This is a genomic window from Paraburkholderia kirstenboschensis (genome assembly GCF_032806925.1).
GTDB lineage: Bacteria > Pseudomonadota > Gammaproteobacteria > Burkholderiales > Burkholderiaceae > Paraburkholderia > Paraburkholderia kirstenboschensis.
In genome coordinates this window covers 647001-661398 of record NZ_CP136513.1, presented here as the reverse complement: position 1 = coordinate 661398, position 14398 = coordinate 647001, and the positions used below count along the sequence as shown (strand labels likewise).

The window sequence follows — 14398 nt, the reverse complement described above, 5'->3', positions numbered from 1 at the left end:
AACCTGCCGGAAGTCCATGTAGCGCAAAAGGTCGTCGTGTTAGCCGGGCTCCCCCAACTGGCCACTCGTTACACCGGGCGCGCCGCCCTACTGCACGCCGTCGTCCTTGTGGCCCGTCTTCAGAAGGATGTGTTTGGCGATGCCGCGCACGATGTTGACTTCCTCGCGCTCCAGGCCCGAGCGCGCGAAAAGCCGCCGCAAGCGCGACATCAGTTTCTTCGGATTCGCGGGGTCGAGAAACTCGAGCGCGACGAGCGCGCTTTCGAGGTGCGCGAACATGCTTTCAATTTCATTGCTCGCGGCACGCGCGGCTGCCGGCTCGGCAGATGCGGCTGACGTTTGCGGCGCACTCATTGCGGGCGCGGCTGTGTCGGCGCCGCTCGTCAGGTAGATCATGCGCAGCTCGTACGCCAACACCTGGACCGCTTGTGCAAGATTGAGCGAACTGTAGGCGGGATTGGCGGGAATGTGTGCGAGCGCGCTGCATCGCTCGACGTCTTCATTCGATAAGCCAGTGCGCTCGTTGCCGAACACGAGCGCGATCTCGCCGTGCAACGCCTCGTCGCGCGCGAGACTTGCGGCTGCGCGCGGCGTCCATTGCGGAGGACCGTATTCGCGCTGCCGCGCGGTCAGCGCGATCGACCAATGCACGCCGGAGAGTGCATCAGCAAGCGTCGGCACGACGTGGGCCGAAGCGAGCACGTCGTCGGCGCCGCTTGCCATTGCGATGGCTTCCGGATCGCTCTGCACATGCGGCACGCGGGGCGAGACGAGCACGAGCCGCGAGAAACCCATGGTTTTGAGCGCACGCGCGGCGGCGCCGACGTTGCCCGGATGGCTCGGCTCGACGAGCACGAAGCGCGTGGAGGTGAAGCCGCCGCGCAAGTCGGCCACGGCGGGATCGGAAGAATGGTGGGTGTGGTCCACGATGATGTTATGCAAGCGAAAGAACGCGTATGGTAGCGCCAACGCGGGCAGACCCCGAAATACGCGCGATGGCACACACCACGTTGCACGTCATATGGCACGTGCATCGCATGTCATGTCCCGCACCGTGCGCCCATTGAAATGAGCATGAAGGCCCTGCCCGCTTCGAACCCTGCCGCGACCTGCGGACTGAGGTAAAATATCGCGATTCGCGTCCGGCACAGTCAGTGCATGCAACTAGCAAAACCGGGCGCTTCGTTCTTATTCAATTCGTCTCCGTTGGCGGAATACGCACCGGTCGTGTACCGGGCGAGCATTCCGTGCTGTTTCTGCGCCTCATCGAGGGCGCCAATTAGTGTGCGCGTAGCGCCCATTCACCGGCAAGCAGCCGTGCTGCCCCGGCACAAGGATCAATCCATGCATCCCATGCTCAATATCGCTGTCAAGGCCGCGCGCCGCGCAGCTCAGATCATCAACCGCGCGTCGCTCGACCTCGATCTGATCCAGGTCAGCAAGAAACAGCACAACGATTTCGTCACGGAGATCGACAAGGCGTCTGAAGCTGCGATCATCGACACGCTGAAGACCGCCTATCCCGATCACGCGATCCTCGCCGAAGAATCCGGCAAGTCGGACAACGAGTCCGAGTACCAGTGGATCATCGATCCGCTCGACGGCACGACCAACTTCATTCACGGCTTTCCGTACTACTGCGTGTCGATCGCGCTGGCTCATAAAGGCATCGTGACCCAGGCCGTGGTCTACGATCCGACCCGCAACGACCTCTTCACAGCTTCGCGTGGCCGCGGCGCGTTCCTGAACGACCGCCGCATTCGCGTCGCCAAGCGTGACCGGCTGGCCGACGGCCTGATCGGCACCGGCTTTCCGTTCCGCGAAACCGACGGCCTCGAAGCGTATGGCCGCCAGTTCGCGGAAATGACGCAAGCGTGCGCGGGCCTGCGCCGTCCGGGCGCCGCCGCGCTCGATCTGGCAAACGTCGCTGCGGGCCGCATGGACGGCTTCTTCGAGCAAGGCCTGAACCCGTGGGACGTCGCCGCGGGCAGCCTGCTGATTACCGAAGCCGGCGGTCTGGTGGGCAACTACACCGGCGACTCCGACTTCCTGCACGTTGGCGAAGTTGTCGCCGGCAATCCGAAGATCTACGCGCAGATGGTGCCGATCCTGTCGCGCTACAGCCGTACCCGCCAGCAAGCGGCTTAAGGGCAGCGAATCAAAGAATCGCAATGCGCAGAATCACGACAAGCGGCTTCGGCCGCTTTTTCGTTGGCGCGCCTGCATCGTGCGAGCGTTCATGCTACAAAGCGGGAAGCCGCGCCGGCGCGTCTCCCTCGCCGGCTGCATTTCGCGTTCTACGCTGCGCCCGCATGTGCGCCTCGTCTGCGCCTCTATCTGCGCCTAAGGCTTGCGCGCAGCTTCCCATCCGCTTCATGAAAAAAGGCTTCTACACAATCATCGCGGCGCAGTTCATTTCGTCGCTGGCGGACAATGCCCTGCTGATCGCCGCCATCGCATTGTTGTCCGTGATCCGTTCCGCCGCGTGGGTCACGCCGTTGCTCCAGATTTTTTTCACCGTCTCGTACGTGCTGCTCGCGCCCTTCGTCGGCGCGTTTGCGGACTCCATGCAAAAGCGTCACGTGATGTTCATCTCGAATGCGCTGAAGGCGAGCGGCTGTCTGATGATGATCGTGGGCGTGCATCCGATGATCGCCTATGGCGTGGTCGGCTTCGGCGCGGCCGCGTATTCGCCCGCGAAGTACGGCATTCTCACCGAGCTGCTGCCGGCCGAAAAACTCGTCAAGGCAAACGCATGGCTGGAATCGGCGACCGTGCTGTCGACTATCGTCGGCACGATGGTGGGCGGAGCGCTCATCAGCACATTCGCCGATAAATTCGTTGCACACGCTCATCTGCCGCTGATCCGCTCATCGGCCGATCTCGCGATGTTCGCCGTGATGCTCACCTATGCGATCGCAGCAGGCATCAACATGTTCATTCCCGACACCGGCGCACGTTATCCGAACCGCCTGTCCGAACCGACCAAGCTCGTCGGCGACTTTTATCATTGCTTCAACGTGCTGTGGGCCGACAAGCTCGCACAGATAGCGTTATGGGTGACGACGCTGATGTGGGGCGGCGCCGTGACGCTGCAGCTGCTCGTGCTGAAATGGGCCAATGTGAACCTCGGCTTGTCGCTCTCGAAGGCGGCCGTCATGCAAGGCGTCACCGGACTCGGCATTGCCGTCGGCGCGGCAGCGGCGGCCGCGCTGATTCCGCTGCGCCGTTCGCTCACAGTGCTGCCGGTCGGCATCGTGACCGGCGCGGTGGCGATTGCAATGGCCTTCTACAACAAGAATCTTTTTCCCGCGGATGCCGGCATCCACATCGGCTCCTACGTCGCGCCGGCTTATATCCTTCTCGCCTATCCGCTGATGATCCTGCTCGGCGCGCTGTCCGGCTTTTTCATCGTGCCGATGAACGCAATTCTTCAGCATCGCGGCGCGACGCTGCTGTCCGCTGGCCATTCGATCGCGGTGCAGAACTTCAATCAGAATCTCGCCGTGCTGCTGATGCTAGGCGCGTACGCCCTGCTGCTCACCGCCAGAATGCCCGCGCAATGGATCATCGTTGTGTTCGGCGCGTTCATCACGTTCATGATGTGGCTCGCGAAACGGCGCAGCGCGGCGAACGAACGCACCGCCGATATGCGCGCGCTGCTCGAAGAATGACGTCGGCACGAGCGCGAAGTATGCGTGCAATTCGTGCATATGGCACGTGTCTGCGCGAGCTTGCTGTGCTTGGTTTGCTCGCGCCTGCGTGGAATATGCCTGCCTGAGTTTGCACCCCGAGCAATTTGCGTGACAGCGTGGGTTGGCCATCCGGCCAGGGTCCGCTCGCCGCGCCGGCGGGTTAAACTCACGCCCTGAACAGCTAACGCAAAAAGATATCGAGGATGGGCACTCAAACCGCAGCGGCCAGCGACGTCGCACAACACACGCCAATGATGCAGCAGTACCTGCGCATCAAGGCGGAGCATCCCGGCACGCTGGTGTTCTACCGGATGGGCGACTTCTACGAACTGTTTTTCGAAGACGCGGAAAAAGCCGCACGTCTGCTCGATCTCACGCTCACGCAGCGCGGCGCGTCGGCGGGCAATCCGATCAAGATGGCGGGCGTGCCGCATCATGCGGTCGAACAGTATCTCGCGAAGCTCGTGAAGCTCGGCGAATCCGTCGCGATCTGCGAGCAGATCGGCGACCCGGCCACGTCGAAAGGTCCCGTCGAGCGCAAGGTGGTGCGCGTCGTCACGCCGGGCACGCTCACGGACGCCGCGCTGCTGTCGGACAAAAACGACGTCTTTCTGCTCGCCATGTGCGTTGCGCACAACCGTCGCGGCGTCGCGACGGGCGTCGGCCTCGCGTGGCTGAATCTCGCGAGCGGCGCGCTGCGGCTCGCGGAAGTCGCACCCGATCAGGTGGCCGCGGCGCTCGAACGGATCGGCCCCGCGGAAATTCTGGTTGCCGACACCGCTGCCGATTCCGCGAGCTGGACGCCGCCCACCGGCGCGCGCGCGCTGACTCGCGTGCCCGCATGGCATTTCGATGTCGCCTCGGGTACGCAACGTCTGTGCGATCAACTCGAAGTGGCGGGCCTCGACGGCTTTGGCGCGCATTCGCTCACCTGCGCATGCGGCGCGGCCGGCGCGTTGCTCCTGTACGCGGCGGCCACGCAAGGTCAGCAACTGCGGCACGTGCGCAGCCTGAAGGTCGAGTACGAGTCCGAATATATCGGCCTCGACCCCGCCACGCGGCGCAACCTGGAAATCACGCAAACGCTGCGCGGCACCGAGTCGCCCACGCTGTGCTCCTTGCTCGACACGTGCTGCACGACCATGGGCAGCCGTTTGCTGCGGCACTGGCTGCATCATCCGCCGCGCGACCCGCTGGTCGCGCAGTCGCGTCAGCAGGCTATCGGCGCATTGCTCGAGGCGCCCGCGGGTGCGGACGTCGACTCGCTGCGCAGCGCGCTGCGGCACATCTCGGACATCGAGCGGATCACCGGCCGTCTTGCACTGCTTTCCGCGCGGCCCCGCGATCTGTCGAGCTTGCGCGATACCTTCGTCGCCCTCCCCGAGCTTCGCGCGAAGGTGGCGGCTGTTTCATCGAATGCGGATTCGCTCGCCCGCATCGACGCGTCGCTCGAACCGCCACAGGCTTGCGTCGAGTTGCTCACGCGCGCCATTGCGCAGGAGCCGGCCGCCATGGTGCGAGACGGCGGCGTCATCGCACGCGGCTACGATGCGGAGCTCGACGAGCTCAGGGATATTTCGGAGAACTGCGGGCAGTTCCTGATCGATCTTGAAACGCGTGAGCGCGCGCGCACCGGCATCGGCAATCTGCGAGTCGAATACAACAAGGTGCACGGCTTCTATATTGAGGTCACGCGCGGCCAGACCGACAAGGTGCCGGACGACTATCGCCGCCGTCAGACGTTGAAGAACGCCGAGCGCTACATCACGCCGGAACTGAAGACGTTCGAAGACAAGGCGCTGTCCGCGCAGGAACGTGCGCTCGCCCGCGAGCGTTCGCTCTACGACGCGCTGTTGCAGACGCTGCTGCCGTTCATTCCCGATTGCCAGCGCGTCGCGTCGGCACTCGCGGAGCTCGATCTCCTGACCGCCTTCGCCGAACGTGCTCGCGCACTCGACTGGGTTGCGCCGAGCTTCTCGCCGAACGCGGGCATCGAAATCGAACAGGGCCGTCATCCGGTTGTCGAGGCGCAGGTCGAGCAATTCATCGCGAACGACTGCACGCTTACGCCCGAGCGCAAGCTGCTGCTGATCACCGGCCCCAACATGGGCGGTAAATCGACCTTCATGCGCCAGACGGCGCTCATCGCGCTGCTTGCATATGTGGGCAGCTATGTGCCCGCGCGGCGCGCGGCGTTCGGCCCGATCGACCGCATTTTCACGCGCATCGGCGCAGCGGACGATCTCGCCGGCGGCCGTTCGACGTTCATGGTGGAGATGACCGAAGCCGCTGCGATCCTGAACGACGCGACGCCGCAAAGCCTCGTGCTGATGGATGAAATCGGCCGCGGCACATCTACCTTCGACGGTCTCGCGCTCGCATGGGCCATCGCGCGGCATCTGCTCTCGCACAACGGCTGCCATACGCTTTTCGCGACACACTATTTCGAGCTGACGCAGTTGCCCGCCGAATTTCCGCAAGCGGCCAACGTGCATCTGTCCGCGGTCGAGCATGGACACGGCATCGTGTTCCTGCACGCAGTCAACGAAGGCCCGGCGAACCAGAGCTACGGCTTGCAGGTCGCGCAGCTCGCCGGCGTGCCGAACGCGGTGATTCGCGCGGCGCGCAAGCATCTCGCGCATCTTGAACAGCAGTCGGCGGCCCAGCCTACTCCGCAGCTCGACCTGTTCGCCGCGCCGCTGCCAACGTTGCTCGAAGACGCGGACGACGAACGCGCCACCGGCAGTGAAGCGGCTTCGCAATCGCCCGCAATGAAAGCGCTCGTCGAGCGTCTGCGTGGCATCGATCCGAACGATCTGCGGCCACGGGAAGCGCTCGATCTGCTGTATGAACTGCACGAGCTGGCCGCTGCGCCGGATGCCGATCACTGACGCACGCCGCTGTCTCGCGCAACCTCCGTGCCGACTCGGCGCGGCATTGACCATTGCCTTTGCGCAAGCGTACGGCCGGGGGCGGTTCGCCGCCGTTTTCGCGTCTGTCTTCGCTTTCCTGTTGCCCGCGACGGCGACGTACGCGGCAGCGCCGGGCTATAGCTTCGCGGTCATCGCGAACACCATGCAAAGTCCCGCCGACGAAGCTCCGACACAGCGGCTGATCGATGCAATCGGCCGGGAGCGCGGCGTGTCGTTCATCGTGTACGACGGCAATCTCAAAGGCCCGAAAGAAGCCTGCCGCGATGCGCTGTATGAACGCCGGCATGCAGTGCTGGAAACGTCGCGGCCCGCGTTATTTTTCATTCCGGGTCAGCACGACTGGATCGATTGCGCGAGCTCGCAGGCCGGAGGCTTCGATCCGGTCGAACGGCTCGATCAGCTCCGCCAGACGCTCTTCGGCGACGCCAACTCGATGGGCCAGAACGCGATTGCGTTGACGCGCGAGAGCGAGGTGTCGCGCTTTCGTCCGTATCGGGAAAATGTGCGCTGGCAAGCGGGAGGCACTGTATTCGTCGGGCTGAATGTGCCGAGTCCGAACAATCATTATCTGACTGCCGGCGGACGCAACGGCGAGTTCGAAGACCGGGTGATCGCCAATGCATTCTGGCTCGAGCATGCCGGCGAATTTGCGAAGCGTCGCGACGCCCGCGCGGTAGTCGTGTTCATTCAAGGCGATCCCGATCCCGAGCGCTATGAGCGGCCCGAGCGTTTCGCCTGGTTGCGCTTCGGGCGCAATCCGCGCCGCGACGGATTCCTGGAGTTCAAGCGCAGCCTCGTGAAGCTCGCGCAGATCTTCCCCGGCCCGGTGCTCGTCATCCACTCCGACGACGAACGCGCAAGCGCGGGCTTTGTGATCGATCAGCCGCTACGCAATGACAAGGGGAACCTGGTGACGAACCTCACGCGTGTCGCGCTTGCGCCGCATGACCGTCTTAACCAGTGGATTCAGATAGAAGCGGACTTCGGCAGAAAGCCGCCGTTTCGCGTGACCGTGCGCGACGTACCGCCGCAAATGCCGATGCCCACGGCGCAGCCTCCGTTGCTGCGAGAGGAGCCCGCCGCCTCGATGCCGGCCGTGCCGTCGCTTGGGCCGTCGCTTGGGCCGTCGCTTGCGCCGGCCTCGGACTTGCCGCCGCTATTTCAGACGCCCGGCCAGCCGCAACCGGACTCTCAGCAACTCGACCAGTTGCCGCGCATTCCAGCCGACCAGGGCGGCGGCGGATACGGACCCGCTACGTCGGTTCCGCCTGCGCAAACAGTCCCGTCTGCGCAGCCGCGCATGCCGGGCGCCGCGGGGGCTTCCGGCACGCCCGGCCTGCCTGCAAGCTCAGTGCAGCGTAGGCCCTGACTTGCCGCTCCCGTCGTCAGCCTCGTCGTCGTCGTCGAGCACTTCGAGGCCGTCGGCGCCATGCGCGTGTTCATGCTGAATTTCGTCTTCGGTCGCCGGACGCACGTCTTTGACCGTCAACGCAAAACGCAGCGCCATGCCGGCTAGCGGATGGTTGCCGTCGAGCACGACTTTGTCTTCCGCGACGTCGGTCACCACGTAGACGAGCGAATCGAGGTCTTCGTCGCCTTCTTCCGGCGTACCTTCGAACTGCATGCCGACCTCGAGCGGTTCCGGAAAGCGATTGCGCGGCTCGATCTTCACGAGGTCCGGATCGTACTCACCGAATGCATCTTGCGGCTCGAGCTGGATCTGGGTCTCGAAGCCGGCCTCGTGGCCGTCGAGCTCTTCCTCGATCTTGGGGAACGTGCCATCATAGCCGCCGTGCAGATAGACCATCGGCTCGTCGCTTTCTTCAATCAGATTGCCCTGCGCATCCGACAGCTTGTAGGCGACCGACACGACGGTGTTCTTTGCGATTTTCATTCGATTCTCCAGAATACAACTCACATTATACGATGCCCAAGCGGCCCACTGACCACCCGGCCGAAGCAGCTTCGGCACGCAATTCGTCATCGGCTAAAAAGCCGGCTACCGCGTTTCTTCCGCCTTCGCGCGACACACCAACGCCATTGCTCGGCAACCTCACGCCGTCGCAATTCATGCGCCGGTACTGGCAGAAAAAGCCCTTATTGATCCGCCAGGCGATTCCCAATGTCGAGTCGCCGCTCACGCGCGACGAGTTCTTTGAACTGGCGGACCAGGAAGATGTCGAAGCGCGCCTCATCACACACTTTCGCGATAAGTGGCAACTTGAACACGGCCCCTTTGCGCCGGACGAGCTGCCGTCGCTCAAGCAACGCGCGTGGACCCTGCTCGTGCAGGGCGTCGACCTCTACGACGACTGTGCGCGGGCTCTGCTGGACCGCTTCCGCTTCGTGCCCGATGCGCGTCTGGACGATCTGATGATCTCTTATGCGACCGACGGCGGCGGCGTCGGCCCGCACTTCGATTCCTACGATGTGTTTCTTTTGCAAGTAAAAGGCAAGCGGCGCTGGCGCATCAGTTCGCAGAAAGATCTGACGCTGCAAGCGGGACTGCCGTTGAAAGTTTTACAGAACTTCGAGGCGGAACAAGAGTGGCTGCTGGAGCCGGGCGACATGCTGTATTTGCCGCCGCACATCGCACATGATGGCGTCGCCGAAGGCGAGTGCATGACGTGCTCGATCGGCTTTCGCGCACCGTCGGCCGGCGAGCTGACGGCCCAGTTTCTCTACCATCTGGCCGAACGCGGCGAAGCAAACGGTCAGCCCGGGGCGCTATATCGAGACCCGCAGCAGCCTGCCGTAGACCGGCCGGCGGAACTGCCTGTCGCGCTGGTCGAACGTGTTGGCGCAATCCTTGCTGGCATCAAATGGAATGAGCAGGACATTGCGTCGTTCCTTGGCACGTACCTCAGCGAACCCAAGCCGAGTGTCGTCTTCGATCCGCCGCAAAGGCCGCTCAGCGAGGCACGTTTCATCAGTCAGGCATCGAGCTTAGGTGTGCGACTGGACCGCAAGACGAATTTGTTGTACAACCGCCGTTTTTTCTTCGTAAATGGAGAGAAAACGTCGTTCGACGGCGCGAAAAAATGGTTGTTTGATCTCGCCGATTACCGGTGTCTGAGTGCGAAACGCTTTGTAACACTCTCACACGATTCGTCGGTGACAGCACGGCTGCACGAGTGGTATTGTGCGGGCTGGATACGGATGGGCGAGCTTGCCTAGCCTCGCGTGTCTGTTATACACAGTACATAGAAATTTTGTATGGGAAAGACAACGTATTGACCCCGGATTTATGGATTGTCAGTACGAAAGTGCATATAATTTCCGCCCAAGCCGTAGGGAAGATTCCTGCTCGTCAAAAGAGCGTCTCCACCAGCGGCCCAGGTCGGTGTTGGAGCACATTACCGGTATTATTTTGCGCTGTTGCTTACCTTTAACCATAAAAGGACGTGATCATGAAGAAATCCCTCCTCGTAGCATCCCTGTTGGCAGCTGTGGCACTGGCTGCATGCAACAAGAGCAACGACCAAGCCGCTGCCCCGGCTAGCGACGCAGCTGCCGCTTCGGCACCGGCTGCTGCTGCAGCTTCGGATTCGGCTGCTGCTGCTTCGGGTGCGGCTGCTGCTGCGAGCGACGCTGCTGCTTCGGCTACGACCGCTGCTTCGGACGCAGGCGCTGCTGCTTCGGCTGCTGCTCCGGCTTCGGGCGCAAGCCAGTAAGCTGTCGCGTAGGGTTCGCCTTAGGGCGAAAACTGCATCGGGAAATCGTCTCGATTTCCCGAGCGGTAAAACAAAACGCCACGAACTCACGTTCGTGGCGTTTTGTCATTCAAGCGCCGTTTTCGCTACGGCATTAACGCGATCGAAGCCGGTTATCGAAACGGAACGCGGCTATTGGAGCGCGGCTATTGAGCGGCCTCGCCGCTCTCTTCGAAAAACTCGCGCACCACCTCGATTTCACGTGTGCGCTTGAACGGCGGCAAGCTCTGCCAGATTCGGCGTCCATAAGGTTTGTCGACGAGACGCGTGTCGCAGATCATCAAGACGCCACGGTCGGTTTCCGCGCGGATCAGTCGGCCGGCGCCCTGCTTCAGCGTAATGACAGCCTGCGGCAGTTGATGGACCGCAAACGGGCTCAGACCTTTCTTCGTCAGCGCATCGAGACGCGCTGACAGAACCGGATCGTCAGGCGGCGCGAACGGCAGCTTATCGATGACGACAAGCGACAGCGCGTCGCCACGCACGTCGACGCCTTCCCAGAAGCTCTGACTGCCCACCAGAATCGCGTTGCCATACGCGCGGAAGCGGTCGAGCAATTCAGTGCGGCTTGCGTCTCCCTGCACTAGCAGCGGATAGTTCCAGCCGCGCGCTTCGATCACATCTCGCAGCTTGGCGGAGATTCGGTCCACTGCGCGCAGCGTCGTACACAACATGAATACGCCTCCACCAGACGCTTCGATCGCCGGCAAGGCCGCGTCGAACACAGCGTCGGTGAACGTCGGCGACGACGGCTGCGGCAAATTGCGCGGCACATACAGAAGCCCTTGCGACGGATAGTCGAACGGGCTCGGCAACGTCATGGAACGTTTGGCGTTGAGTCCCATTTGCGCGGCATAGTGCGCGAAATCGCCGCGCACCGACAACGTGGCCGATGTGAAGATCCACGCACGCGGCACGCCTGCGCGCTGCTTGGCGAAGATCGGCGCGACCGAGAGCGGCGTCTCGTGCAACTGCACGGTATGCGCGAACACTTCGATCCAGCGCACCTTCTCGTTGGGATCGGCACGCTCGCTCCTGGCTTCACCGGAGCCGCTCTGAGCCGTGTCGCCCGCCTGACGCTCGAGTTCGGTAGGCGGCGTCGTCCAGCCGGCAAGCACGCCCTGCAACTCGCGAGCGCGACGCAGACAGGCGCCGATCGACTCGGCGCGTTCGGCTTGCGTTGCGAGCGCGGAGGTCAGCGCGTCGAGCTCGGTTTCGAGCGCTTCGAGTGCAGCAAACAACGGATGACCGTCCGGCAACTGACCGATCGACAAACGCACCGAGTCTTCCTTGAACGCGAGCCTCACGTCACGCGCGGCGCGTTCCAGTGTGGAGCCGAGCTTGACCCAGTCGACCGCGTCACGTGCATGACCCAAACCCTCGGCGACGCAATCGCGTGCGAGTTCGAGAAACTGTGCCGTGGAAAGCGTCTCGCCGAAAAACAGCGTGGCGGTTTCGGGAAGCTGGTGCGCTTCGTCGAAGATGACCGTGTTGGCCGTGGGCAGCAGCTCCGCCATGCCGGTATCGCGCAACATGATGTCTGCGAAAAAGAGGTGGTGATTGACCACCACGATATCTGCCTGCTGCGCTTCGCGGCGCGCCTGCATTACGAAGCAGTCCTTGTAATGCGGACATTCCTGACCGAGACAGTTATCGCGCGTGGAAGTGACCATAGACCACACCGCCGCGGTTTCCGGCACGCTCGCGAGTTCGGCCTTGTCGCCCGTGCGCGTGATCTTTGCAAACCGGACGATGTCCTGCAGATACGACGTTTCCTGGCGCGACGGCAAGCGGCCGTTGTCCGCCGTGCGCTGCAGATAGTAGTGACACAGATAGTTCGCGCGGCCCTTGAGCATGGCGACCGACACCGGCACCGCAAGCGCGTCGCGCACGGTCGGAATATCGCGCTGAAAGAGCTGGTCCTGCAGATGCTTGGTGCCCGTCGACACGATCACCTTGCCGCCCCACAACATGGCCGGCACAAGATACGCATAGGTCTTGCCGGTACCAGTGCCTGCCTCGACGATCAGCGTGTTTTCGCCGCCGTCCAGGGCCTGCGCTTCGTCGGCTTCTACCGTGTCGGCTACGGTCTCGGCGGCGCCCGTTTGCAGGCGCCGCGCCGGACGCTTTTGCGCCTCGAACATTGCGGGCTCGGGCATCGCGCGGCCCGATGCTTCCATCGCGGCCGCGACGGCGCGCGACATTTCGATCTGCGACGCGCGAGAGCGATAACCGTCAATCTGCCTGGCCAATAAACCGTTGTCGGCGAAGATCTCGTTGATCTCCGCGGCGCGGCGTGGATTGAGCGACGCACTCAGCGCGGACGCGGCGGGACGCGGCGCGGATGTGCCGGTTTGTGACGCGTCGTCGGCGGCCGTCGCGCGGCCGGAAGTTTCAAGCGGTGAATTCAAGGCAAGCGTTTCCTGCAAAATCCGGCTCGCGCGGCGCGCGCCCGGCGCCTGCCAGGCCGCGAACTCAGGCGCGTACGTCCGGTTCGAGCTGCAATTGCAGCAAGATGATGGTGTCCTTGACCTTGAGTTTGCGCTTTTTCAGGCGCTGCAACTCGAAGTCGTCGATGCCGGGCTCATCCGACATTCGGCCGATCAAACGGTCGAGCCCACTGTGCTCCGATTCCAGTTGCAGAATCCGGTCGCGAAGTGTGTCCGCGTTGATGACGTGATGTTGATCGCGCATGCTCGCCTCCGCTCGACTGTTGCGTGGGCTGCATGTTCGCCATGTTCAGCCCGTTGCCTGAGGTTGCTGTCCGGCTCAAAACGCGCTACGACTGCCTGCACGCATGCGCGCACCACTGCGATACTACAACCGCGCAGGCGCCCGCCACACGAGCGCGACGCCGCGCGCGGCTCACTGTTGCTGCTGCTTCTGCTGCTCTTCGAGTTGCTTCTGCTGCTTCAACTGGTCCTGACGCTTCTGCTCCGCTTTCTCGGCGGCCTGCTTCTGGCGCGCTTCGACGTCGGCTTTGTGCTGGGCCGCATCGGCCTGCTTTTTCTCGAAGCTCTGCTGCTTCTCTACGCGTTCCTGAGCCTTTTGCGCGCCCTGCTGACGAGCCTCGTCGAGCTTGCGTTGAAAGTCGGCCTGCTTCTGATCGTAAGCCTGCTGATTGGCCGCGGCCTTAGACGGGCTGATGCCGCGCTTCGCCTCGTCGATTGCGTGCTGACGCTGCTTTTCCTCGTAGGCCTGCGCGTTGGCGGCGCGCTGCGGCGCCTCTGCATTGCGCTGCGCCTCGTTCAACTGATGTTGACGCTGCTTCTCTTCATAAGCCTGGGCGTGGCGCGCGTCTTCGGCGGCGCGCTGCGGCGCGCTCGCCTCGTCCTGCGCGCGCTTGAGTTCCGCCTGCTCGTCACGTTTGCGGGCACGTTGTGCGCGCTCCTCGCCGTCGAGCGCGAGCTGCTCTTTGCGGATCTGCGCCTGCACCGTGCGCATCTGATCGCGCGCCTTGTTCAAGCAGTGATTGACGAAGAACGTGCTGTAGCAATTGTGCTCGGCGACGCCGTAGCGGTAGTTGTTTTCGTCGCTGCGTTGGTTGAGCACTTTCTGCCGCGCGTCGAACTCGCTCTCTCCCGGCGTCGCGCTGTCGCCGCTCGCTGTGCTGTCAGCTCCGGCATTCACTGAGCCATTCGTTTCGCCACCGACGCCACTGCCCCGCTCCGCCGATGCCGCGCCTCCGGTTGCCGAGCTCGCGGGCTTTACGGTAGGCGCAATAGCGCCGCTTTCCGGCGCCACGGATTGCGCCGAAGCAGGCGCCGATAACGCGAGCGCGGCAGCCATCAGGCACGCCGCGCACGACACCACGAACGCCCTGCCGGAAACCGGCGTGCTCACTTCGACGCCACGCGTCACTCGCCCACGCGACGTGAACGGCCAGCGCACTGCGAACGGCGGCAAATGTGGCGAGCGGGAGACCGGGTGCGAGCCCAGGCGGTTGAAAGAAAAGGAGATTGGCAACGTCGTAGAGGGGCAACGGAACATGCCCGAAATTCTATCACCCCCGGCGGTTGAGCCCTTTGGCATTTGTGGCAAAATGCCCCGCTCTAGC

The 14398-nt window shown here is 63.3% G+C and carries 12 protein-coding genes; 6 read left to right on the top strand and 6 right to left on the bottom strand.

The features are described from left to right. Nucleotides 1-87: 87 nt before the first annotated feature. A complete protein-coding gene (locus RW095_RS25585) occupies nt 88-927 on the bottom strand; it encodes an RNA methyltransferase (protein ID WP_317021656.1) in 840 nt (279 codons plus the stop codon). A gap of 417 nt (nt 928-1344) precedes the next feature. On the opposite strand from RW095_RS25585, the gene RW095_RS25580 reads away from it, so the two are divergent. From RW095_RS25580 to RW095_RS25565, 4 genes are all read left to right on the top strand, one after another. After that, nucleotides 1345-2148 carry an inositol monophosphatase family protein gene (locus tag RW095_RS25580; RefSeq protein WP_128587174.1) on the top strand — a complete coding sequence of 268 codons (804 nt, stop codon included), beginning with the start codon at nt 1345-1347 and terminating at the stop codon, nt 2146-2148. Between the two features lie 227 nt (nt 2149-2375). After that, the gene (lplT, locus tag RW095_RS25575; protein ID WP_317021655.1) at nt 2376-3674 is read left to right on the top strand and encodes a lysophospholipid transporter LplT; all 1299 of its coding nucleotides are present in this window, start codon (nt 2376-2378) and stop codon (nt 3672-3674) included. Nucleotides 3675-3898: 224 nt separating this feature from the next. Further along, nucleotides 3899-6586, top strand: a complete 2688-nt coding sequence (gene mutS / locus RW095_RS25570; RefSeq protein ID WP_317021654.1) for a DNA mismatch repair protein MutS — start codon at nt 3899-3901, stop codon at nt 6584-6586. Beyond that, nucleotides 6573-7997, top strand: a complete 1425-nt coding sequence (locus tag RW095_RS25565) for a hypothetical protein (protein WP_317022679.1) — start codon at nt 6573-6575, stop codon at nt 7995-7997. Before mutS ends, RW095_RS25565 begins: the two co-directional genes overlap by 14 nt. Here the strand turns inward: RW095_RS25565 and RW095_RS25560 are convergent. Both RW095_RS25560 and RW095_RS25555 read right to left on the bottom strand, forming a co-directional pair. Then, nucleotides 7977-8522, bottom strand: a complete 546-nt coding sequence (locus tag RW095_RS25560; RefSeq protein ID WP_317021653.1) for an FKBP-type peptidyl-prolyl cis-trans isomerase — start codon at nt 8520-8522, stop codon at nt 7977-7979. The two genes, RW095_RS25565 and RW095_RS25560, sit on opposite strands and share 21 nt — an antisense overlap. 25 nt (nt 8523-8547) lie before the next feature. After that, nucleotides 8548-8769: a hypothetical protein gene (locus RW095_RS25555; RefSeq protein ID WP_317022864.1), complete on the bottom strand. Its 222-nt coding sequence runs from the start codon at nt 8767-8769 to the stop codon at nt 8548-8550. Between RW095_RS25555 and RW095_RS25550 the strand changes: the two genes are divergently transcribed. Beyond that, nucleotides 8699-9805, top strand: coding sequence for a cupin domain-containing protein (locus RW095_RS25550; protein ID WP_317022677.1), 1107 nt, complete (start codon nt 8699-8701; stop codon nt 9803-9805). The genes RW095_RS25555 and RW095_RS25550 overlap by 71 nt on opposite strands. Nucleotides 9806-10038: 233 nt before the next feature. Beyond that, nucleotides 10039-10302 (top strand): hypothetical protein, encoded by a 264-nt coding sequence (locus RW095_RS25545; protein WP_084166713.1) that lies wholly within the window; start codon nt 10039-10041, stop codon nt 10300-10302. Nucleotides 10303-10487: 185 nt separating this feature from the next. Here the strand turns inward: RW095_RS25545 and RW095_RS25540 are convergent, their stop codons facing one another. The 3 genes from RW095_RS25540 to RW095_RS25530 form a co-directional block, all read right to left on the bottom strand. Further along, on the bottom strand, nt 10488-12752 hold the full coding sequence (locus RW095_RS25540; protein WP_317021652.1) for an ATP-dependent DNA helicase: 2265 nt from the start codon (nt 12750-12752) through the stop codon (nt 10488-10490). Nucleotides 12753-12816: 64 nt separating this feature from the next. Next, nucleotides 12817-13035: a DUF465 domain-containing protein gene (locus RW095_RS25535; protein WP_020065556.1), complete on the bottom strand. Its 219-nt coding sequence runs from the start codon at nt 13033-13035 to the stop codon at nt 12817-12819. Nucleotides 13036-13206: 171 nt separating this feature from the next. Continuing rightward, nucleotides 13207-14331, bottom strand: coding sequence for a hypothetical protein (locus RW095_RS25530; protein ID WP_317021651.1), 1125 nt, complete (start codon nt 14329-14331; stop codon nt 13207-13209). Nucleotides 14332-14398 lie beyond the last annotated feature (67 nt).